Here is a 21813-nt window from a genome sequence, read left to right on the forward strand (position 1 = left end):
CCTGGTCGGGTCGGACCCGATACGACGGAACTGGAATAGTTGATCCGTCAAACATGTTGTGCGCGTCGTCCGGGTGACACCATCCCGGTCGGACACGCGAGGAGCTGGTCATGCAGTTCGGGATCTTCACCGTCGGCGACGTCACGGTCGACCCGACCAACGGGCGGGAACCGACCGAGCATGAGCGGATCAAGGCGATGGTGGCCATCGCCGTCAAGGCCGAGGAGGTCGGCCTCGACGTCTTCGCCACCGGCGAGCACCACAACCCGCCGTTCGTGCCCTCCTCGCCCACCACCATGCTGGGCTGGATCGCGGCGCGGACGTCCCGGCTGCTGCTCTCCACCTCGACCACGCTGATCACCACCAACGACCCGGTGAAGATCGCCGAGGACTACGCCATGCTCCAGCACCTGGCCGACGGCCGGGTGGACCTGATGATGGGGCGCGGCAACACCGGTCCGGTCTACCCGTGGTTCGGCAAGGACATCCGCGCCGGCATCCCGCTGGCCATCGAGAACTACGAGCTGCTGCACCGGCTCTGGCGCGAGGACGTGGTCGACTGGAAGGGACGCTTCCGCACCCCGTTGCAGTCGTTCACCTCGACCCCCCGCCCGCTCGACGGCGTGCCGCCCTTCGTCTGGCACGGCTCCATCCGCAGCCCGGAGATCGCCGAGCAGGCCGCGTACTACGGTGACGGCTTCTTCGCCAACCACATCTTCTGGCCCAAGGAGCACACCCAGCGGATGGTCGGGCTCTACCGGGAGCGCTACGCCCACTACGGCCACGGCTCGCCCGAGCAGGCGATCGTCGGCCTCGGCGGGCAGGTGTTCGTCCGGAGGAACTCGCAGGACGCGGTCCGGGAGTTCCGGCCGTACTTCGACAACGCCCCGGTCTACGGGCACGGGCCGTCGCTGGAGGAGTTCAGCCGGGAGACCCCGCTGACCGTGGGCAGCCCGCAGGAGGTCATCGACCGGACCCTCGGCTTCCGGGAGTACGTCGGCGACTACCAGCGCCAGCTCTTCCTGGTCGACCACGCCGGCCTGTCGCTGAAGACCGTGCTGGAACAGCTCGACATCCTCGGCGAGGAGGTCGTCCCGGTGCTGCGCAAGGAGTTCGACGCGCTGCGTCCGGCGCACGTGCCCGAGGCGCCCACCCACGCGTCGCTGGTCGCCGCTCGCGAGGCCGCGGAGCTGGCCGGCGCCGGCGCGGAGAGCGCGCGATGACCCGACGTACCCTCGCCGTGGTCTCCGCCGGGCTGAGCCAGCCCTCCTCGACCCGGCTGCTCGCCGACCAGCTCGCCACGGCCGCCCGTGACGAGCTGGTCCGGCGCGGCGCCGAGGTGGAGCTGCGCACCGTCGAGCTGCGCGACCACGCCCACGACGTGGTGAACAACCTGCTCACCGGCTTCCCGTCGGGCGCGCTACGAGAGGCGCTCGACGCGGTGGCCGGCGCCGACGGGCTGATCGCCGTCACGCCGATCTTCAACGCGTCGTACAACGGGCTCTTCAAGTCCTTCTTCGACGTGCTGGACTCCGGCGCGCTGGAAGATCGGCCGGTGCTGATCGGCGCCACCGGCGGCACCGCGCGGCACTCGCTCGCCCTGGAACACGCGGTCCGCCCGATGTTCAGCTACCTGCGGGCCGTGGTGGTGCCCACCGCCGTCTTCGCCGCCCCGGAGGACTGGTCGGGCGGCGGCGCGGACGGCGCGCTGCGCGCCCGGATCCGGCGGGCCGGCGCGGAACTGGCCGACCAGGTCGACCGCCGCCCGCCGTCCACCGGGCCGGCCGACCCGTTCGCCCTGACCACCGACTTCGCCGAGGTGCTCGGCCGCCGGGAGGAGTGAGGCTCAGCCCCGGTACGGGTGGGCGACCAGCACCGGGCAGTGCGCGTGCTGGGTCACCACCTGGCTGACCGAGCCGAGCAGCAGCCCGGCGAAGCCACCCCGGCCGCGGGTCCCCACCGCCAGCAGCGCCGCCCCGCCGCTCGCCTCGACCAGCCCCTGCGCCGGGCCGGCCGCCCGGACCGGGTGCTCCCGCACCACCAGGTCCGGGTGGTCGGCCCGGACGGCGGCGGACGCCTCGGCGAGCAGCCGCACCGCCTGCGCCCGGTACGCGGCCCGCGACTCCTCGATCTCGTCCGGCACCGCGCGCTCCTCCTCGGGCGGACCGACGTGCACCAGCACCAGCGGCGTGCCGCGGCGGACCGCCTCGTCGGCGGCGTACCCGGCGGCGAGCCGGGCGGCATCCGAGCCGTCCACCCCGGCCAGCACGGGCCCGTCCACCGGGATCGGCTGTTCCTCGGGGCGGACCACCAGCACCGGGCAGTGCGCGTGCGCGGCGACCTGGGCGCCGACCGAGCCGAGCAGCAGCCCGGCGAAGCCGCCCAGGCCCCGGCTGCCCACCACCACCAGCTCCGCGCGGCGGGACTCCTCGACCAGGGTGGCGCCCGGGCCGCCGGCGACCTGGCGCACCTCGACGGTCAGGCCGGGCCAGCGCCCGGCCAGGTCGGCGGCGGTACGGGCCAGCATCTTCTCCGCCTCCGCCGACGGCGCCGGCACCCCCAGGTCGTACGGGTTCAGCGGCACCCCGTAGCCGAGCGGGTGCAGGTAGCCGTGCACCAGGTGCAGCGGCCGGGACCGCAGCACGGCGGCGTGGGCCGCGTGCTCGGCGGCGACCAGGCTGGACGGTGATCCGTCCACGCCCACCACGACAGGTCGGTTCATCGGCGCTCCCAGGGTCGGTCAGGTCATTGTGGACGGGTGGACCGCCCGCGTCGGGTCGGACGCGCCGTCGCGCGCCGGCCCCGTACGCGCGTCCGCGCCGGCCGTGGGGAGTGGCCGACGCGGACGGGGTGGGCGGGGCTCAGTCCTTTCCACCCTCGCGGTGGTGCCGCACGATCGCCAGCGGGCTGTGCGAGTGGTGCAGCACCGCGTGGCTCACCGAACCGAGCAGCGCCCCGGCGAGGGCGCCCCGACCGTGCGCCCCGACCACGGTGAGCTGCGCCGCGGCGGACTCCTCCACCAGCACCCGGGACGCCGCGCCGTGCGCGACGCGGTGCCGCACCGGCACGTCCGGGTACCGCTCGGACCAGCCGGCCACCGCCTCGGCGAGCATCCGCCCCTCCTCGGCGGCGAGCGCGTCCACGTCGTACACCAGCGGCAGGATGTCGCCGGGGCCGACCGGGACGGGGACGAGCCAGGCGTGCACCGCCACCAGCGCGGTGTGCCGCAGCGCGGCCTCCTCGAAGGCGAACCCGAGCGCCTCGGTCGACGACGCCGAGCCGTCGACGCCGACCAGCACCGGTCCGTCGGCCCGGGCCTCGCCCTTGACCACCAGCACCGGGCAGTCCGCGCGGGCGGAGACCTGCACCGCCGCCGAGCCGATCAGCAGCTCGGCGAAGCCGCCGAGGCCACGGTGGCCGAGCACCAGCAGCGCCGCGTCCCGGGACTCGCGCCGCAGCACCGGGGTGGGCGCGCCGTCGACCACCTCGCCGGTGACGGTGACCTCGGGTGCGATCTTGCCGGCCTCGGTGACCGCGTCGGCGACGTACCGTTCGGCCTGCTGGCGCAGGCCGGCGTCGGGCGGGCCGCCCGGGACCGGGCCCAGCGGCATGCCGTAGAGCGGCCAGATGAACGCGTGCACCACGCGCAGCGGACGGTGCCGTGCCGCGGCCTCCCGCGCGGCGACCCGCACCGCGTCCAGGGCCGAGGTGGAACCGTCGACGCCGACCACGACGGGGGCACCGGATCTGATGGTCATCACGTCCTCCTTCGTCCACCTTCAGCCTCGTCCGCGCCCGGTCGCCCGGTCAGGGCCGGTCGACCACGCGCCCCGGGCCGTTGGTCCCGTCCCGTCCAGGGGGTGCCGGGGCGCGGGCAGGGTCGGGCCGGCACCGGCGCACCGGCCGCGGGCCAGCCGCAGCGCCAACCCCGGCAGGGTGCTCACCCCCGCGCAGGCCAGCAGGACGCCCGGCCCCAGCGGATCGGTGCCGAGCAGCTCCCGCAGCGGCGCCAGCAGCACCCCGCCGACCTGGAGCGCCGCCGACACCGCCACCGCGACGAGCAGCCCCGGGTTGGCCCGTCGGGCTCGCGGCGCCCGGGGCGAGCGCACCGCCAGCGCCACGCCGAGCTGGGCCAGGCCGAGCACCACGAAGACCACCGACTGCCAGGGCAGGTCGCGGCCCGCGGCGACCACCCCGGCGCCGAGCACCACCGCCGCGATCAGCGCACCGGTGACCAGCACGTCCCGGCCGAGGCCGGCGCCGAGCACCGACTCGGACGGCGAGCGGGGCGCCCGGCGCAGCGTGCCGGGCTCCGCCGGCTCGGCGCCCAGCGCCACCCCCGGCACGCCGTGGGTGAGCAGGTTGACCCAGAGGATCTGCGCGGGCAGCAGCGGCACCGGCAGCCCGCACAGCGGCCCGAGCAGCATCACCGCGATCTCCGCCACCCCGCCGGCGAGCGCGTAGCGCAGGAACCGGCGGATGTTGTCGTAGATCCGCCGGCCCTCGCCGATCGCGGCGGCCACCGTGGACAGGTCGTCGTCGACCAGCACCAGATCGGCGGCCTGCCGGGCCACCTCGGTGCCGCCGCCCATCGCCACCCCGATGTCGGCCCGGCGCAGCGCCGGGGCGTCGTTGACCCCGTCGCCGGTCATCGCCACCACGTGCCCCCGCGTCTGGAGGTCGGCGACGAGGTCGAGCTTCTGCTCCGGTTGGGTCCGGGCGAACACCCGGGTCCGCGGGTGCGCGGCGGCCGGTTCGTCGTCGTCGCCGCAGGCGAGCGGGTCGCCGTCGCGCCAGAGCCCGAGCTGCCCGCCGATCGCCGCCGCGGTGGCCGGGTGGTCCCCGGTGACCAGCAGCAGCCGTACCCCGGCGGCCTCGAACTCGGCGACGGTCCCGGCGGCCCCCGCGCGCAGCGGGTCCCCGACCGCGACCAGCCCGACGGGGCGCAGGCCGGTCGGCGCGGCCGGGTCGGGCGCCTCCTCCACCAGGGCGGTGGCCACGGCGAGGACGCGCAGCCCGGCGCCGGCCAGCCGGTGCGCGGCGGCGGCCAGCGCGGCGATCTCCCCGTCTGTGGCGTCCAGCAGCGGGGCGGTGAGGACGCTCTCCGGTGCGCCCTTGCAGACCACCAGGTAGCGCCGGTCACAGGCCCGGTGCACGGTGACCATCCGGCGGGTGGCCTGGTCGAACGGGTGCTCGGCGAGCCGCGGCCAGGCAGCCCGGGTCGGGCCGGGGTCGAGGCCGCACCGGGCCGCGAACGCCACCAGCGCCGCCTCCAGCGGGTCGCCCACCGCGCCCCAGTCGGGCCGGTCGCCGTCGGGCGGGGAGAGCGCCGCGTCGTTGCAGAGCAGCCCGGCCCGCGCCAGCCGGCGTAGCTCCTCGGGTACGACCACCGCCGCGCCGTCCCGGCGCACCGCCCCCTCCGGGGCGTACCCGACGCCGGTGATGTCGTACCTCGCCCCGTCGGCGGTGACCGCCTGCTGCACCGCCATCCGCCCCTGGGTCAGCGTGCCGGTCTTGTCCGAGGCAATCACGGTCACCGAGCCGAGCGTCTCCACCGCGTGCAACCGGCGGGGGATGGCCCGGGCGGCGGCCATCCGGCGGGCGCCCAGCGCCAGCGCCAGCGTCACCACCGCCGGCAGCGACTCCGGCACCGCCGCCACCACGAGGCTCACCGCGGTGACCGCCATCTCCACCACCGGCCGGCCGCCGGCCAGGCCGATGACGAAGACCAACCCGGACAGGGCCACCACGGCCAGCCCGAGGACCCGGCCGAGGGCGGCCAGCCGGCGCTGCAACGGGGTGTCGGCGGGCCGGGTGCCGGCGACGAGCGTGCTGATCCGACCCAGCGCGCTCGTCGCCCCGGTCCGCAGCACCGTGCCGGCGGCCCGACCGGTGGTGACCACCGTCCCGGCGGACGCCTCCTCGCCGGCGGCCCGTCCCACCGGCACCGACTCGCCGGTCAGCGCCGACTCGTCCAGGCGTAGCCGGTTCGCGTCCACCAGCAGCAGGTCGGCGGGGACCACGTCGCCGGCCTCGACCCGGACCAGGTCGTCGCGGACCACCTCGGCGGCCGGCACCACCAGGTCCCGGCCGTCCCGGACCACCCGCGCGGTCGGCGCCGCGAGCCGGTCCAGCGCGGCGACCGCCCGGTCGGCGCGTACCTCCTGCACCACGCCGATCACCGTGTTCACCGCCACCACCAGGGCGATCACCGCGCTGTCCGGCCAGTCGCCGAGCACGGTGGTGACCGCCGCCGCGGCCAGCAGCAGGGCGACCAGGGGATCGGTGAGCTGGTGCAGGACCCGGCCGGAGAGCCGCCGGCGGGGCGGCGCGGCGACGATGTTCGGCCCGTCCGCGCGCAGTCGCTCGGCGGCCTCGACCGCACCGAGACCGGCCGGCGTCCCGGCCTCCCCGTGGTCGCCCGCCAGCACCGTCCGACCGGATGGCGTCACCGGTTACTCCCCGCCTCACGCGGCGTGTCGCGGGCACGCCGTCCCGCTCCACCGTCCCCCGGGCGGCGGTGCCCGGGGCAGAGGCGCAGCGCCCGCCCGGTCCGGGACCAACGGCCCTGACGGCGACCGCCCCGGCAGGAGTCGGATGGAGGCAGGACAACCGACAAGGAGGTCGATGATGTCCACCGTCACGAAGTTCAGGGGCGGCGGCACGCTCGCGCCGTTCGACTGGACCAACCTGTCCTGGTTCCCGCTGCTCGCGCCGACGATCCGGATCGAGGACTACCTCGACGGCGACCGGTACGTCGTCCGCGCCGAGCTGCCGGGGATCGACCCGGCCAAGGACGTCCGCATCACCCGCACCGGGGAGACCCTGCGGCTGGACGTGGTACGCCGGGAGAGCCACGCGGAGAAAGTCCGCTCCGAGTTCCACTACGGGTCCTTCTCCCGCCTGATCCCGCTGCCGCCGGGGGTCAAGCCGGAGACCATCGCCGCCCGCTACGCCGACGGCATCCTCCAGATCACCGCGGCGGTCGGCGACACCGAACCGGCCGCGCGGGAGATCCCGGTCACCGTGGAGCACGGTGGGAAGCGGTGAGGCGACTCCAGGGGCCCGGCATGGCGCCGGGCCCCGCACCGTTGGAAGGGAACACCGTCATGACGCCGCTGGAGATGCTCCGCGAACACCCGTTCCTCGCCGGGCTGCCGCAGGAGTGGCTGCCCCGGCTCACCGCGTACGCCCGGCCGGTGGTCTGGCATCCGGGGCACCGGCTGTTCCGGGCCGACCAGCCGGCGGAACGGTTCTGGCTGGTCCGCGGCGGCGAGGTGGCGCTGGACTTCGCGGTGCCCGGCCGCGGTGACGTGGGGATCGAGACGATCGGCCCGGGCGGGGTGCTGGGCTGGTCCTGGCTCTTCCCGCCGTACCGGTGGCAGTTCGGCGCGGTCGCCGTGCAGCGGACCACCACGGTGGAGTTCACCGCCGAGGGGGTGCGCCGGCTGATGGAGTCCGACGACGCGCTCGGCCGGCAGCTGACCACCCGGTTCATGGCCGTGGTGGTGGACCGGCTCCAGGCGTCCCGGGTACGCCTGCTCGGCCTGTACGGCTACCCGACCTCGTCGGCGAGCTGATCCGCCCGCCTCTGCTCCCGGGATCGCCGCGCGCGGGCCAGCTTCCACCCGCCGCCGCGCCGGCGGCCGACCAGGGTACGCGCGGCGAGGGTCGCGGCGACGGCCAGCAGGACGACTACGAGGCCCTGGCCGAGGAAGCTCCCCACGGCGTACGGGACGCCTCGGGGCGCGTCGCACGTCCCCGTCCGTCGCGCCACACGCCGTCGGCCAGGAAGTTCGCCGGCTGGATCGCGGCCAACGCCAGCACGGCGAGCCCACCCCAGAGCACCTCATCATTGGTAGCGGGTGGTGACCACCCGTGCCACAGTGGGCACTGTCCGTTATTCGTTGCCGTCCAGCGCCGGGTCGGCGCGCCGGTGCACGATCAGCTCGTCCACCTCTAGCCGGCCGATGCGCAGCTCCCGGATCATGGCCCGGCGCACCGCCAGCCGGCCGATCGCCAGCACGCCCAGCGTCGCGGCCCCGCCGGCGAGCGCGGACACCGCCAGCGAGCCGATCGCCGCGGCGCCGATCGCCCGGGCACCGACCGCCAGGGCGCCGGTCGCCACCGCGGCGACGGCGCGCGGACCGGCGACGGCCGGTCGACCTCGCCGCTCCCGTATCGCCCGCATGTACCGATCCTGCGCGCCGGCGCCCGGCGGCGGGCCGTGGCCGGGCGTAGGTCCATCGGCCGGGTGAACGCGACCGGTCGGGCCGGGTGGCGCCCTCAGTACACGCTTAGCCCCCGCTCGGCGAACTGGCCGCGTACCCGGGACAGCAGCTCCGGGGTGGGCGGTGCGGTGTCCGCGAGCGGGAAGGTCAGGCCCAGCTCGGCGTACTTGTGCGCGCCGAGCCGGTGGAACGGCAGCACCTCGACGCGCCGCACGGTGGCCAGTCCGGCGGCGTAGTCGGCGATCCCCGCGACGTTGGCCACCGCGTCGGTCAGCCCGGGCACCAGCACGAACCGGATCCAGATCGGCGTGCCGCGCTCGGCGAGCCGGCGGCCGAACCGCACCGTCGGCGCGACGGCCCCGGTGCGGGTAACCCGGCGGTAGGTGGCCGGGTCCCAGGACTTGACGTCGAGCAGCACCAGGTCGGTGGCGTCGAGCAGGGCGTCGTCGGCGCGCGCGCCGAGGAAGCCGGAGGTGTCCAGCGCGGTGTGCAGGCCCAGGGCGTGGCAGCGACGCAGCACCTCGCCGGTGAACCGGGGCTGCATCAGCGGCTCGCCGCCGCTGAGGGTGACCCCGCCGCCGGCGACCGAGATGAACCGGCGGTACCGCTCGATCTCGCCCATCAGGTCGTTCACCGTGCGGTGCCGCCCGCTGCGCCGGTACCAGGTGTCGGGACTGTGGCAGTAGCGGCAGCGCAGCGGGCAGCCGGCGAGGAAGGCCACGAACCGGGTGCCCGGCCCGTCCACGCCGACCGAGACGTCCCAGGAGTGCACCGCCCCGGTGGGCTCAGCCCCGACCGGCCGGACCGGTCGCGTCGCGGGCGGTGGCGACGGCCGGGCGTTCACAGCGACCCGTGGAAGGTCCGGGACACGACGTCCTGCTGCTGCTCTCGCGTGAGCCGGACGAAGTTCACCGCGTACCCGGAGACCCGCACCGTCAGCTGCGGGTAGCGCTCCGGGTGGGCCATCGCGTCGAGCAGGGTGGCCCGGTCCAGCACGTTGACGTTGAGGTGGAACCCGCCGGCGTCGGTGTACCCGTCGAGCACCCCGGCCAGGTTGTCGATCCGCTCCTGCCGGGTCCGCCCCAGCCCGTCCGGGGTGACCGTGCCGGTCAGCGAGATGCCGTCCCGGGCGGCCGCGTACGGCAGCTTCGCCACCGACAGGGCCGCCGCGACCAGGCCGTGGGTGTCCCGGCCGTTCATCGGGTTCGCGCCCGGCGCGAAGGGCTCGCCGGCCCGCCGGCCGTCCGGCGTGTTGCCGGTGTGCCGGCCGTAGACGACGTTGGAGGTGATGGTGAGCACCGACATGGTCAGCTCGGCGTTCCGGTAGGTGCGCTGCCGGCGCAGCTTCTCGGCGAACGTCTCCACCAGCCACACGGCGATCTCGTCGGCCCGGTCGTCGTTGTTGCCGTACGTCGGTGGTTCCCCCTCGACCAGGTAGTCGACCGCGAGGCCGGTGGCGTCGCGCAGCACCTTGACCGTGCCGTAGCGGATCGCGGCGAGGCTGTCGACGGCCACCGAGAGCCCGGCGATGCCGGTGGCCATGAACCGGCGCACCGGGTGGTCGTGCAGCGCCATCTCCAGCCGCTCGTACGCGTACCGGTCGTGCTGGTGGTGGATCACGTTCAGCGCGTCCACGTACGTGGCGGCCAGCCAGTCCAGCGTCCGGTCGTACGCGGCGAGCACCTCGGCGTGGTCCAGGATCTCCCCGCCGACCGGTGGGCTGGCCGGGGCGACCTGCTCGCCGGTGAGCTCGTCCCGGCCGCCGTTGATCGCGTACAGCAGCGCCTTGGCCAGGTTGGCCCGGGCGCCGAAGAACTGCATGTCCCGGCCGACCCGCATCGCCGATACGCAGCAGGCGATCGCGGTGTCGTCGTCGTACGCCGGGCGGATCAGGTCGTCGTTCTCGTACTGGATGGCGCTGGTGTCCAGGGAGATCTGCGCGCAGAACCGCTTGAACCCGGCGGGCAGCCCCGGTGACCAGAGCACGGTCAGGTTCGGCTCCGGGGCGGGGCCGAGGTTGTAGAGGGTCTGCAGATAGCGGAAGCTGGTCCGGGTGACCAGCGGCCGGCCGTCCGCGCCCATCCCGCCGAGCGTCTCGGTGACCCAGGTCGGGTCGCCGGAGAAGAGCTGGTCGTACTCGGGGGTGCGGAGGAACCGGACGATGCGCAGCTTGATCACGAAGTCGTCGACCAGCTCCTGGGCGGTCATCTCGGTCAGCCGGCCCTCGGCCAGGTCCCGGCGCAGGTAGACGTCGACGAAGTTCGCGGTCCGGCCCAGCGACATCGCCGCGCCGTTCTGCTCCTTCGCCGCGGCGAGGTAGCCGAAGTAGAGCCACTGGATCGCCTCCCGCCCGGTGGTGGCCGGGGCGGAGATGTCGTACCCGTAGGCGGCCGCCATCTGCGTCAGCTCGCCCAGCGCGCGGATCTGCTCGGCCAGCTCCTCCCGGTCGCGGATGACCTCGTCGGTGGAGGGCCGGTCGTCCAGCGCCGCCTTGAGCGCCCGCCGCTCGGCGACGAGGCGGTCCACGCCGTAGAGCGCCACCCGCCGGTAGTCGCCGATGATCCGGCCCCGCCCGTACGCGTCGGGCAGCCCGGTGATGACGTGCGAGCGGCGCGCCTTCAGCACTGCCGACGGGTACGCGTCGAAGACCGCGTCGTTGTGCGTCTTCCGGTAGCTGGTGAAGATCCGGTGCACGGTCGGGTCGGGGTCGAACCCGTACGCCTTCAGCGCGGTCTCCACCATCCGCAGCCCGCCGGCGGGCATGATCGCCCGCCGCAGTGGCGCGTCGGTCTGCAGGCCGACGATCAGCTCCTTCTCCCGGTCGAGGTAGCCGGGCGCGTGCGCGGTGATGGTCGACGGGGTGGCCGCGTCGACGTCGTACACGCCGCGGCGGCGTTCCTCGACGAAGAGTTTCCGCAGCGCTCCCCAGACCTCCAGGGTCCGGCAGGTCGGCCCGGTGAGGAAGGCGGCGTCCCCGGTGTACGGCTCGTGGTTGTCCCGGACGAAGGCGGCGACGTCGACGGTCTCCCGCCACGTCGTGCCGGTGAAGCCGCGCCACGGGTCGAGGCGTGCGGTGCCGGTCATGGTCTGTCCCTCCGGGTCGAGTGCGGTGACGACGGTCGCGCGCATCGGGCGCCTCCCAGGTCCGCTTCCCACTTCCACGACCAGCCTCGCCCGGCCGTTTTCGGCCGGGCAGAGGCGCAGGACCGAGCCCGCCCGGGACCAAAGACCCCCGCCGGGCGGAGCTGCCACCCGGCGGGGGTGCGCACCGCACCGGCGGACCGGTCAGCGTTCGACCACCAGGCGGCGGGCCCGCAGCAGCCGGGCCCACCAGGGGCGGCGCCGGGCCGGGCGCAGCGCGGGCGTGGGGGCGCCCTTCAGGCTGACCCAGCCGCCCGGTCCCATGGTCACCGCGCCGATCGCCGCCGGGCGGCGGCGGGCCACCACCGCCACCCCGGCGGTGAGCAGCGCGACGGCGAGCGCGCCGGCCGCCGCGGCGAGGACCTGGTCCGGGTCGGTCACCGACCGGTAGCGGACCTGGCCGCCGGCCAGCACGAACGCGCCGACGGCGCGACCGTCGCGGGTCACCGGGACCAGTGCGGCCGGCGGCGTGCCGGGCAGTTCCAGCACCGGCCCCACCGGTCCGGCGGGGGCCGGGGGTACGGCTGGCGCGGGGGCGGCCGGTTCCGGGACGCGCCGCGCGGGCGGACCAAGCGGGGCCGGCCCGGTCGGGTTGAGGATCGCGGTCATGGCGCTGCCTCCTATCGGCTGTCGGACGTGCCGGTGGGCCGCACGGCGGCCCGTCCCGCGGCCAGCCGGGCGATCGGCACCCGGTACGGCGAGCAGGAGACGTAGTCGAGTCCGGCGTCGGCGAAGAACGCCACCGAGTCGGGGTCGCCGCCGTGCTCGCCGCAGACCCCGATGGTCAGCTCCGGGCGGGCGGCCCGGCCCTCGGCCACGGCGAGGCGGACCAGCCGCCCGACGCCCTTGGTGTCGATGCTCTCGAAGGGCGAGACGGCGAAGATCCCCCGCTCCAGGTACCCGCCGAAGAACGAACCCTCCACGTCGTCGCGGGAGAACGCCCAGGTGGTCTGGGTGAGGTCGTTGGTGCCGAACGAGAAGAAGTGCGCCTCGGTGGCGATCTCCCCGGCGGTGAGCGCCGCCCGCGGCACCTCGATCATCGTGCCGATCGGGATCTCCGGCGCGCCCGGCACCCCGGCCAGCACCCGCTCCGCCTCGATCCGCACCGCGGCCAGCTCCTTCACGTCGCCGACCAGCGGCACCATGATCTCCGGTCGGGGGTCGCCGCCGGCGCGGACCCGCTGCGCCGCCGCCTCGGCGACCGCCCGCACCTGCATGGCGAACAGTCCGGGGACGACCAGCCCGAGCCGGACGCCGCGCAGGCCGAGCATCGGGTTCGCCTCGTGCATCCGGCGTACCGCCACCAGCAGCCGCCCGTCGCGGCCCGGGTCCTCGCCGAGCGCCTCGGCGCGGGCCACCCGCGCGGTCAGCTCGTGCAGCGGGGGCAGGAACTCGTGCAGCGGCGGGTCGATCAGCCGGATGGTCACCGGAAGGCCGTCCATCGCGGCCAGGATCTCGGTGAAGTCGGCTCGCTGCAGGGGGAGCAGCGCGGCCAGCGCGGCCGTCACCTCGGCCGGCTCCTCGGCGAGGATCAGCCGCTCCACGAGTTCCCGGCGCGCGCCGAGGAACATGTGCTCGGTGCGGCACAGGCCGATGCCGGCGGCGCCGAACGCCCGGGCCCGGCGGGCGTCCGCGCCGGTGTCCGCGTTGGCCCGGACGCCGAGCCGGCGCACCGCGTCCGCGTGGCCGAGCAGCCGGTGCACCGCGGCCACCAGCGGGTCGGCCTGCGGCGTCAGCTCACCGGCGAGGTAGCGGGCGACGGGGGAGGGCTGCACCGGCACCTCGCCGGGGTAGACCCGGCCGGTGGTCCCGTCGATGGAGATCACGTCGCCGGCCCGGACCACCCGGTCGGCCACGGTGAACTCGCCGCGCTCGGGGTCGATCCGCAGCGCGTCGGCGCCGCAGACGCAGGTCCGGCCCATGCCGCGGGCCACCACGGCGGCGTGCGAGGTCTTGCCGCCCCGGGAGGTGAGCACCCCGGCTGCGGCGATCATGCCGGGCAGGTCGTCCGGGTTGGTCTCCCGGCGGACCAGGATCACCGGCCCGTCGGTGGCCGCCGCGGCGGCGGAGTCGAAGACCACCCGCCCGACCGCGGCCCCCGGGGAGGCGCCCACCCCGACCGTGAGCGGCGCCGGGGCCCCCGACAGGTCGAAGGCCGGAAACATCAGCTGGGCGAGCTGCGCCCCGGTGACCCGGTGCAGCGCCTCGTCCAGGGTGATCAGGCCCTCGTCGACCAGCTGCGCGGCGATGACGAACGCGGCGGCGGCCGTCCGCTTGCCGACCCGGGTCTGCAACATCCAGAGGGTGCCCCGCTCGATGGTGAACTCGATGTCGCACAGGTCGCGGTAGTGCCGCTCCAGCGTCGCCATGATCTCCGTCAACCGGCGGAAGCTCACCGGGTCGAGCCGTTCCAGCTCGGGCAGCGGGACGGTGTTGCGGATGCCGGCGACCACGTCCTCGCCCTGGGCGTCGGCCAGGTAGTCGCCGTACACGCCGGGGGCGCCGGTGGCCGGGTCGCGGGTGAACGCCACCCCGGTGCCCGAGTCGGGGCCGAGGTTGCCGAAGACCATCGCCATCACGTTGACCGCGGTGCCCAGGTCGTCCGGGATGTGCTCCTGCCGGCGGTAGATCCGGGCCCGCTCCGCGTTCCACGACTCGAGCACCGACCGGATCGCCAGGTAGAGCTGCTCGTGCGGGGCCTGCGGGAAGTCGTGTCCGACGTGCGTGGCGAAGACCTTCTTGTACGTCTCGACCAGCCCGCGCAGCTGCTCGGCGGTCGGCCCGGCCGGCCCGGCCGAGCCGCGCAGCGCCTCCAGTTCCCGCTCGAACTCCTCCGCCGGCACCCCGTGCACGGTCCGGCCGAACATCTGGACGAGCCGCCGGTACGAGTCCCAGGCGAAGCGCTCGTCGCCGCTGCGCGCGGCCAGCCCGCCGACGGTGGTGTCGTTCAGCCCGATGTCGAGGATCGTCTCCATCATCCCGGGCATCGAGTAGCGCCCGCCGGAGCGGACCGCCAGCAGCAGCGGGTCGTTCGGGTCGCCCAACCACCGGTCCAGCCGGGCCTCCATCTCCCGCAGGTGCGCGTTCACCTCGTCGAAGAGCCCGGCCGGCACCGACCCGGTGGCCAGGTACGCCCGGCAGGCGTCGGTGCTGACGGTGAAGCCCGGCGGCACCGGCAGACCCAGCCGGGTCATCTCGCTCAGGTTCGCCCCCTTGCCGCCCAGCAGGTCGGCCCTGCCCCGGTCACCCTCGATGAAGTCGTAGACGTACTTGGCCATGGCCCCGGCCTCCAGTTCCGTTACCGCACGGACCTCTCCATCCGTTGGTACCAATGCGGCAGGCGGCGCCGGCAGGGCCGGACGGGACGGTCGACGGGCCAGAGGTCCCGGAGTGTCGGTGCCGGTGCGTACCCTCTGCCCCGTGACCGTCCCTGTGCAACTGCGTGCGGTGCGCGACGACGACCTGCCGTTGTTCTTCGCCCACCAGCAGGACCCGGAGGCCAACTGGATGGCGGCCTTCGGGCCGGCCGACCCGGCCGACCGGGCGGCGTTCGACGCCCACTGGCAGCGCATCCGCGCCGACCCCCGGAACATCACCCGCACCGTCGTCGCCGACGGCGAGGTGGTCGGGCACGTGGCCGCTTTCCCGGTCGACGACCGCACCGAGGTCAGTTACTGGATCGACCCGGCGCGCTGGGGCCGGGGCCACGCCACCGCCGCGCTCACGGCGCTGCTGCGCAAGCTGCCGCAGCGTCCGGTGCACGCCCGCGCGGCGAAGGACAACCGCGCCTCCCTCGCGGTGCTGCGCAAGTGCGGGTTCGTCGTGGTCGGCGAGGACGCCGGGTACGCCAACTTCCGTGGCATCGAGGTGCCGGAGTGGGTGCTGGAGCTGCCCGCCGACGGCCGTGAGCTGGGCGACCACTAGTCTCGCGGGGTGAACTGGCTGGAACTCGTCGGCTGGGCCGGCTCCGCGCTGCTGGTCTGGTCCCTGCTGCAGACGCGCATCCTGCGGCTGCGCGCACTCAACCTGCTCGGCTGCCTGATCCTGATCGGCTACAACGCGGCGGTGCACGTCTGGCCGATGGTCGGCCTGAACGTGGTGCTCACTGCGATCAATGTGTGGTATCTGCGGAAGATGCTGGCGACCCGGCACGACGAGCAGACGTACCAGGCGGTCGAGGTGGGCGTCGACGACCAGTTCCTGGCGCACACGCTGCGGGTGCACGCCGCCGACATCGCCCGGTTCAACCCCGACTTCCGCTGGGAGTCGCACGGCGCGGCGCGCTCGGCGTTCGTGGTGGTCAGCGCGGACGAGGTGGTGGGCGTCGTGCTCTCGCACGCCGAGGCCGGCGGGATCGCCCAGATCGACCTGGACTACGTCACCCCGAAGTTCCGCGACTTCACCCCGGGGGAGTTCGTCTACCGGCGCAGCAGCCTCTTCACCGACCGGGGTTTCCGTCGGGTGGTCAGCCCGCCCGGCATGGTCGCGCCGTACTACCACCGGCTCGGCTTCCGCGCCGAGGGCGACGCGTACGTGCTCGACCTGCCGGCGCGGGCCTGACGCGACCGGTCCCGCCGGGAAGGATTCGCCGTCGTCCCGGCGGGGCACACTGGGGCCTACGTCGGCCGGGTCCACCGTCCGGCGGCGTCGGCCGTGGCGGCCGGCGCGTGTCGCGTGAGGGAGAGAACCGGGCGTGCAGAGCTACTGGAGCCAACTGGCCCTGGTCGGAGTCCTGGTGGTCCTCAACGCGATCTTCGCGGGCAGCGAGATGGCCCTGGTCTCGCTGCGGGACAGCCAGCTGCAACGACTGGAGCGGACCAGCCGCGCCGGCCGGGTGCTGGCCCGGCTGGCGAAGGATCCGAACCGGTTCCTCGCCACCATCCAGATCGGCATCACCCTGGCCGGCTTCCTGGCCTCGGCGGCCGCCGCGGTCTCGCTGGCCAAGCCGCTGGTGCCGCTCTTCGGTTTCCTCGGCGGCGGCGCCGAGACCGGCGCGATCGTGGTGGTCACCCTCGCGCTGACCTTCGTCACCCTGGTCTTCGGCGAGCTGGCCCCGAAACGGATCGCGATGCAGTCCGCGGAGCGCTGGGCGCTGCTGGTGGCCCGCCCGCTCGACCTGCTGGCCACCTTCACCCGACCGGCCGTCTGGGCCCTCGGCGCCACCAGCGACGTGGTGGTCCGCCTGTGCGGGCTGAACCCGAAGCACGAGCCCGAGGAGATCGGCCCGGACGAGCTGCGGGACATAGTCGCCGGCAACCACGGCTTCACCAAGGAGCAGCGGACCATCATCGCCGGCGCGGTGGAGATCGCCGACCGGCAGCTCAAGGCGGTGCTCGTACCCCGGTTGCAGGTCTTCACGCTCGACAGCGGGACGACCGCGGAGGCGGCCCGGCTGGTGCTGGCCGCCACCGGCCACTCCCGGGCGCCGGTGGTCCGGCACGGCGGCCTGGACGACGCGGTCGGCGTGATCCACCTGCGCGACCTGGTCGGCGTCCCGGACGACCGGCCGGTCGACGAGTGCGCCCGCCCGCCGATGCTGCTGCCCGACTCGCTGCCCGTGGTGGACGCGCTGCGCCAGTTCAAGGCCGAACGCCAACACATCGCCCTGGTGGTGGACGAGCGCGGCGCCGTCGACGGGATCGTCACCCTGGAGGACATCCTCGAGGAGATCGTCGGCGAGATCTACGACGAGACCGACCGGGACGGCCGCGCGGTCCGGACCGAGGCGGACGGGGCGCTGCTGCTGCCCGGCACCTTCCCGGTGCACGACCTGTCGGACATCGGGGTCACCGTGCCGGGCCGACCGACCGGCGACTACACGACCGTCGCCGGGATGGTGCTGACCTGCCTGGGCCACATCCCCACCGTCGCCGGGGAGAGCGTCACCATCGACGGCTGGGAGCTGGAGGTGGCCGACATCGATCACCGGGCCATCACCCAGGTACGGGTGCGCGAGGCGGCGGGGGAGACCGACGCCGCAGCCGACGACGAGCCGGTGCTGGACGAGGCGCGCAGCTGACCGGCGCGGTCCCCGTACCGCCGTCAGCCGCCCGGCCTGCCGAAGGGGAAATCCGGCACCGGGGGCAGCAGCTGCACCTGGTCGGCGGGGAGCTGGCGGGTGTCCCGGCTGAGCGCGCGGGCGGCCACCCGGATCACCCACGGGCCCGCCGGGTGCCGCTCGGGGCCGATCAGCCGCCCCCACATCCGGCTCCACCAGTGGCGGGTGACGACCACGTCGGTCAGCCGCAGCCGGCCGTCCGGGTGCCCGCCGCGCACCACCACGTCGACCACCCGGCCCAGCCGCCGGCCGTGCAGGTCGTACGCGGTGCGTCCGAGCAGCTCACCCGCTCGCACGGTCGGCCCCCGGGATCCGGTCGATCAGGTGCCGGCGCAGCCACGCCTCCACCGGTTGCGGGGGCAGTTCGCGGGCGGTCGGGCGCAGCCGCACCGCGCTGTCGACCCGCTCCACGTCAGCGATCGGGATGCGCAACGGCCCGGCCGGCGGGTCGTCGGTGAACCGGTCGGCGACCGCCCCCAGGATTCGGCCCACCCGGCCGCCGATCCGCTGCCCGAGCGCCCCCTGCCCGCTGAGCAGGTACGCCACGTACGGGAAGCCGTCGGCGTCCACGGCGAACTCCAGGTCGTCGACCTTGCCGACCAGCCGACCGGTGGCGTCGACGATCTGCCGGTCGAGCAGCTGCCGGCCGAGCTGGATCCTCATCGCCCCATCCCCGTCCCCACCGCGAGCGGGATCGCGGCCACCGACGCGGCCACGATGACCATGAGGAAGACCGTGCCGAGCAGGTTCGCCAGTGGACCGTTGACCCGGTCACCCAGGTACGTCCGGTCGTTCGCCACGATCAGGATCGGCAGGTACGTCAGCGGCAGCGCCACCGCGCTGATGATCAGCATGTACTCGGTCAGCAGGACCGGGTCGATCGTGGTGAACAGCAGCAGCATCCCGACGAGCACGCTGAGCAACAGCACGCTGTGGAACCGGGCGGCCTCGCGCGGGCTGACCCGCTTGCCCCACTGCCAGCCGAAGTACTGCGCGGCCGCGTACGCCGCGGAGAGCCCGGTCTCCAGCGCGGCGCCGAAGGTGACCGCGAAGAACGCCAGGGCGGCCACCGCCAGCCCCACCCCGCCGAACGCGAGCACCGCCGGCTTCGCCACCTCGTCCAGCGTCGACAGCGTCACGCCCGTCGGGTGGAAGACCACGGCCGCCGTGGCGACCAGGGACAGCGCGAGGAACCCGCCGACGGGGAAGCCGATCAGCACGTTCGACCGCTCGTCGGCCAGGTCGGCGGCGCTCCACCTCTCCTCCACGCCGCCGGAGGAGAAGAAGAACACCTCGTACGGGCTGACCGTGGAGGCGAAGAGCGCCACCGCCACGAACCAGTAGGCGCCCCAGCCCTGCCCGGCGGCGGTCGGGTGCCACGCGCCCCGGCCCAGCGCGCCCCAGTCGGTGGGCAGCCAGAACAGCGCGAGCGCGAAGACCAACAGGGCCAGCCCGGCCAGCCCGAACACCCGCTCCATCAGCTGGAAGCGCATCCGCCACAGCACCAGCCAGACCGCGAAGGCGGCCACCGGCACCCAGAGCAGGTAGCTCACCCGGGAGGCGAGCTGGAGGGCGAGCGCGACTCCGCCCAGCTCCGCGGCGAGGGTCAGCACCGTGACCAGGTAGGAGGCGACCAGGTTGACCAGCGCGACCCGTGGGCCGAGCCGCTCCCGGACCAGGTCGAAGACCGCCCGGCCGCTCACCGCCGCGATCCGGCCGGCCATTTCCGCGTACGCGCAGATCCCGACCACGCCGACCACCAGCACCCAGGCGTGCCCCATGCCGAACCGTGCGCCGGCCTGGCTCGCCGCGACCAGGTCGCCGATGTCGACGAAGCCCCCGATCGCCGAGAGGATGCCGAGCGTGGCGGCGAGGAGCTTCCTCACCTGGGGTGCGGGCCGGCCGGTGTCATCGACGCGACGATATCCGCCTCAGACGGTGCTTTTCCGGCAAACCAGCCGGGCCGCCGTCGGCCCGGCCAGCGGCCGTCCAGGCGTCCCGGTCAGGCGGGGGTGAGGTTCTGCAGGCGCACCTGGCCGCGGGAGACCAACCGGCCGTCGGAGTCGGTGATCTCCACCTGCCAGAGCTGCTGGCTGCGCCCCCGGTGCACCGGCGTGCCGACCGCGGTCAGCTCCCCGTCGCGCACCGCGCGGAAGAAGTCCGTCTGGTTGGACACGCCGACCACCGTGCCGCGGTCACCGAACCACAGCGACCCGCCCACGCTCGCCGCCGTCTCCACCACCGCGCAGTACACCCCGCCGTGCTGGATGCCGAATGGCTGGTGCAGCTCGGGACGTACCTCCCAGCGGATGACCACCCGGTCACCGCTGACCTCGTCCAGCTTCAGCCCGAGCAGGGCGACCAGGCCACCCGTCAGGTCCGGCGTCTCCACGTCCGCTCCTCCTCGCCTCGCGAGCCGTCAGCCTAGTCGCCCCGCCGTCGGCAAACCCGGTACGGCCCGGGGCCCGCGATGGGGGACAATCAGTGACCGTGACCGACAGCAACCTCCCGCCGGGGCGGGACTCCCTGACCGAAGACCTGCGGTGGCGGGGCCTGATCCAGGACTCCACCGGCCTCGACGAGCTGCGCGAGCTGCTCGACGGCGGGACCGCCACCTTCTATGTGGGCTTCGACCCGACCGCCCCCAGCCTGCACGTCGGCAACCTCATGCAGGTCGTGATGGCCCGCCGGCTCCAGCTCGCCGGGCACCGGCCGCTGCTGCTGGTCGGCGGCGCCACCGGGCAGATCGGCGACCCGAAGGAGAGCGCCGAGCGCACCCTCAACCCGCCCGAGGTCATCGCCGGTTGGGTCCAGCGGATCCACGACCAGCTCGCGCCCTTCGTCTCGTACACCGGGGAGAACGCCGCGCGGCTGGTCAACAACCTGGACTGGACCGGCGAGATGTCGGTGGTCGAGTTCCTCCGCGACGTCGGCAAGCACTTCCCGGTGAACAAGATGCTGGCCCGCGAGGTGGTCAAGGCCCGGCTGGAGACCGGCATCAGCTTCACCGAGTTCAGCTACCAGCTCCTCCAGGCCAACGACTTCTTCGAGCTGCACCGCAGGTACGGCTGCCAGCTCCAGTACGGCGGCTCCGACCAGTGGGGCAACATCACCGCCGGCGTCGACTACGTCCGCCGCCGGGGCGCCGGCCCGGTGCAGGCCTTCACCACCCCGCTGGTGACCAAGTCGGACGGCACCAAGTTCGGCAAGAGTGAGACCGGCGCGGTCTGGCTCGACCCGGAGATGACCAGCCCGTACGCCTTCTACCAGTTCTGGCTCAACGCCGACGACCGGGACGTCACCCGCTACCTGCGCTACTTCAGCTTCCGCCCCCGGGAGGAGCTGGAAGAGTTGGAGAAGGCGACGGCCGAGCGCCCGCAGGCGCGGCTGGCCCAGCGGGCCCTCGCCGAGGAGCTGACCACCATGGTGCACGGCGAGCGGGAGATGGCGCAGGCGGTCGCCGCGAGTCAGGCCCTCTTCGGGCGGGGGGCGCTCGACGAGCTGACGCCCGAGACGCTGCGCGCGGCGTTGACGGAGGCCGGGCTGGTCCACCTCACCGAGCTGCCGGACGTGGCCGGACTGCTCAAGGAGTCGGGACTGGTGCCGAGCATGAAGGAGGCCCGCCGGGTGATCGCGGAGGGCGGCGCCTACGTGAACAACAACCGGGTCACCGACGCGGGCGCGGTCGTCTCCTCCGAGGATCTGCTGCACGGCCGGTACCTGGTGCTGCGTCGCGGCAAGCGCTCGTTCGCGGGCGTTGAGCTGGGCGGATAGCCGCACGCACCGATGTGACGCGGGACGCCCCCGGCGAATTTGACGATCAACTCGCCGGGGGCGTAACTTTCTCTCTGTCAGCGCGGAACGGACGAAACGGGCGAGAGCCTGGGAGGCCGGAGCGCAGGACGGAACGTCCGGAGTCGAGGGGCCTGCTCCTCGGACTGTGGGCCCGGGTGGTGCCCCGGATCGACCCAGGGGGTCGATTTGGTGGGGCGGAGCCGACCGGGTAGTGTTCAACGCCGGCAGGGAACCGGGCGAGTGTGCGGGTTACCGCACCGGACGGCCTGACGGAAACCATGAGGGGAAGCGGCGGAAGCCGGTTCTAATTGTGGTGCTCGGAATTGGTTTGAAGCGGGTCGGATCGCGATAGAGCGGTTTGACACGGTGAAAATCGCCGGGTAACGTAGTAAAAGTGCCCGGCGCGAGAGCGGCGGGTTGAACGAAGTGCCCCGGACGGGTGGCTCGCGGTGCGGGTTTTCCGGATGGTGTGTGGTTGTTCTTTGAGAACTCAACAGGGTGCTTGATAAGCCAGTGCCAATTATGATTTATACCCCGGACTGGCAGTCCTTCTTTTTGGGAGGGTCTGTTGGTTGGGATTCCTTTGGC

General features: G+C 74.2%; 21 protein-coding genes. 8 read left to right on the forward strand and 13 right to left on the reverse strand.

The features are described 5' to 3' along the window. The first annotated feature begins 110 nt into the window (after nucleotides 1-110). Nucleotides 111-1223 (forward strand): LLM class flavin-dependent oxidoreductase, encoded by a 1113-nt coding sequence (locus AC5RWQ_RS25725; protein ID WP_494285214.1) that lies wholly within the window; start codon nucleotides 111-113, stop codon nucleotides 1221-1223. Next, a complete protein-coding gene (locus AC5RWQ_RS25730) occupies nucleotides 1220-1843 on the forward strand; it encodes an FMN reductase (RefSeq protein WP_494285215.1) in 624 nt (207 codons plus the stop codon). The genes AC5RWQ_RS25725 and AC5RWQ_RS25730 overlap by 4 nt, the downstream gene beginning before the upstream one ends. A gap of 3 nt (nucleotides 1844-1846) precedes the next feature. Here AC5RWQ_RS25730 and AC5RWQ_RS25735 read toward each other — a convergent pair whose 3' ends face one another. The 3 genes from AC5RWQ_RS25735 to AC5RWQ_RS25745 all read right to left on the reverse strand — a co-directional run bounded on the left by AC5RWQ_RS25735 (nucleotide 1847) and on the right by AC5RWQ_RS25745 (nucleotide 6452). Next, entirely contained in the window at nucleotides 1847-2722 is an 876-nt protein-coding gene (locus AC5RWQ_RS25735; protein ID WP_494285216.1) for a universal stress protein, read from the reverse strand. Nucleotides 2723-2861: 139 nt separating this feature from the next. Beyond that, the gene (locus tag AC5RWQ_RS25740) at nucleotides 2862-3758 is read right to left on the reverse strand and encodes a universal stress protein (protein WP_494285217.1); all 897 of its coding nucleotides are present in this window, start codon (nucleotides 3756-3758) and stop codon (nucleotides 2862-2864) included. Nucleotides 3759-3779: 21 nt separating this feature from the next. Continuing rightward, nucleotides 3780-6452 carry a cation-translocating P-type ATPase gene (locus AC5RWQ_RS25745; protein ID WP_494285218.1) on the reverse strand — a complete coding sequence of 891 codons (2673 nt, stop codon included), beginning with the start codon at nucleotides 6450-6452 and terminating at the stop codon, nucleotides 3780-3782. A 178-nt stretch (nucleotides 6453-6630) separates the two neighbouring features. On the opposite strand from AC5RWQ_RS25745, the gene AC5RWQ_RS25750 reads away from it, so the two are divergent. Both AC5RWQ_RS25750 and AC5RWQ_RS25755 read left to right on the forward strand, forming a co-directional pair. Further along, nucleotides 6631-7050: an Hsp20/alpha crystallin family protein gene (locus AC5RWQ_RS25750; protein WP_334489785.1), complete on the forward strand. Its 420-nt coding sequence runs from the start codon at nucleotides 6631-6633 to the stop codon at nucleotides 7048-7050. Between the two features lie 59 nt (nucleotides 7051-7109). Further along, nucleotides 7110-7580, forward strand: a complete 471-nt coding sequence (locus AC5RWQ_RS25755; protein ID WP_494285219.1) for a cyclic nucleotide-binding domain-containing protein — start codon at nucleotides 7110-7112, stop codon at nucleotides 7578-7580. On the opposite strand, the gene AC5RWQ_RS25760 is transcribed toward AC5RWQ_RS25755, so the two are convergent. The 6 genes from AC5RWQ_RS25760 to ppdK form a co-directional block, all read right to left on the reverse strand. Beyond that, the gene (locus tag AC5RWQ_RS25760; protein WP_494285220.1) at nucleotides 7556-7726 is read right to left on the reverse strand and encodes a hypothetical protein; all 171 of its coding nucleotides are present in this window, start codon (nucleotides 7724-7726) and stop codon (nucleotides 7556-7558) included. The two genes, AC5RWQ_RS25755 and AC5RWQ_RS25760, sit on opposite strands and share 25 nt — an antisense overlap. A 174-nt stretch (nucleotides 7727-7900) precedes the next feature. Then, nucleotides 7901-8191, reverse strand: coding sequence for a hypothetical protein (locus AC5RWQ_RS25765; protein WP_494285221.1), 291 nt, complete (start codon nucleotides 8189-8191; stop codon nucleotides 7901-7903). 95 nt (nucleotides 8192-8286) lie between these two features. After that, nucleotides 8287-9003: a pyruvate formate-lyase-activating protein gene (gene pflA, locus AC5RWQ_RS25770; RefSeq protein WP_494285222.1), complete on the reverse strand. Its 717-nt coding sequence runs from the start codon at nucleotides 9001-9003 to the stop codon at nucleotides 8287-8289. A gap of 68 nt (nucleotides 9004-9071) precedes the next feature. After that, complete coding sequence (gene pflB / locus AC5RWQ_RS25775; protein ID WP_494285239.1) at nucleotides 9072-11315, reverse strand: formate C-acetyltransferase; 2244 nt, start codon at nucleotides 11313-11315, stop codon at nucleotides 9072-9074. A 201-nt stretch (nucleotides 11316-11516) separates the two neighbouring features. Next, nucleotides 11517-11981, reverse strand: a complete 465-nt coding sequence (locus AC5RWQ_RS25780; protein ID WP_494285223.1) for a hypothetical protein — start codon at nucleotides 11979-11981, stop codon at nucleotides 11517-11519. Nucleotides 11982-11992: 11 nt separating this feature from the next. After that, nucleotides 11993-14650, reverse strand: a complete 2658-nt coding sequence (gene ppdK, locus AC5RWQ_RS25785; RefSeq protein ID WP_494285224.1) for a pyruvate, phosphate dikinase — start codon at nucleotides 14648-14650, stop codon at nucleotides 11993-11995. Between the two features lie 142 nt (nucleotides 14651-14792). On the opposite strand from ppdK, the gene AC5RWQ_RS25790 reads away from it, so the two are divergent. The 3 genes from AC5RWQ_RS25790 (at nucleotide 14793) to AC5RWQ_RS25800 (ending at nucleotide 17391) form a co-directional block, all read left to right on the forward strand. After that, nucleotides 14793-15296, forward strand: a complete 504-nt coding sequence (locus AC5RWQ_RS25790) for a GNAT family N-acetyltransferase (protein WP_494285225.1) — start codon at nucleotides 14793-14795, stop codon at nucleotides 15294-15296. A gap of 9 nt (nucleotides 15297-15305) precedes the next feature. Then, a complete protein-coding gene (locus AC5RWQ_RS25795; RefSeq protein ID WP_494285226.1) occupies nucleotides 15306-15932 on the forward strand; it encodes a hypothetical protein in 627 nt (208 codons plus the stop codon). A gap of 133 nt (nucleotides 15933-16065) precedes the next feature. Beyond that, nucleotides 16066-17391, forward strand: coding sequence for a hemolysin family protein (locus tag AC5RWQ_RS25800; RefSeq protein WP_494285227.1), 1326 nt, complete (start codon nucleotides 16066-16068; stop codon nucleotides 17389-17391). Nucleotides 17392-17414: 23 nt separating this feature from the next. Here AC5RWQ_RS25800 and AC5RWQ_RS25805 read toward each other — a convergent pair whose 3' ends face one another. From AC5RWQ_RS25805 to AC5RWQ_RS25820, 4 genes are all read right to left on the reverse strand, one after another. After that, nucleotides 17415-17726 (reverse strand): PRC-barrel domain containing protein, encoded by a 312-nt coding sequence (locus AC5RWQ_RS25805; RefSeq protein ID WP_494285228.1) that lies wholly within the window; start codon nucleotides 17724-17726, stop codon nucleotides 17415-17417. Continuing rightward, nucleotides 17713-18093 carry a hypothetical protein gene (locus AC5RWQ_RS25810; RefSeq protein ID WP_494285229.1) on the reverse strand — a complete coding sequence of 127 codons (381 nt, stop codon included), beginning with the start codon at nucleotides 18091-18093 and terminating at the stop codon, nucleotides 17713-17715. Before AC5RWQ_RS25810 ends, AC5RWQ_RS25805 begins: the two co-directional genes overlap by 14 nt. After that, complete coding sequence (locus AC5RWQ_RS25815; protein ID WP_494285230.1) at nucleotides 18090-19316, reverse strand: NRAMP family divalent metal transporter; 1227 nt, start codon at nucleotides 19314-19316, stop codon at nucleotides 18090-18092. Before AC5RWQ_RS25815 ends, AC5RWQ_RS25810 begins: the two co-directional genes overlap by 4 nt. A gap of 116 nt (nucleotides 19317-19432) precedes the next feature. Beyond that, nucleotides 19433-19822 carry a PaaI family thioesterase gene (locus AC5RWQ_RS25820; RefSeq protein ID WP_494285231.1) on the reverse strand — a complete coding sequence of 130 codons (390 nt, stop codon included), beginning with the start codon at nucleotides 19820-19822 and terminating at the stop codon, nucleotides 19433-19435. A 92-nt stretch (nucleotides 19823-19914) separates the two neighbouring features. On the opposite strand from AC5RWQ_RS25820, the gene tyrS reads away from it, so the two are divergent. Next, entirely contained in the window at nucleotides 19915-21204 is a 1290-nt protein-coding gene (gene tyrS / locus AC5RWQ_RS25825; RefSeq protein ID WP_494285232.1) for a tyrosine--tRNA ligase, read from the forward strand. The last annotated feature ends 609 nt before the right edge of the window (nucleotides 21205-21813 follow it).

It is taken from the genome of Micromonospora sp. BS32 (genome assembly GCF_059089345.1).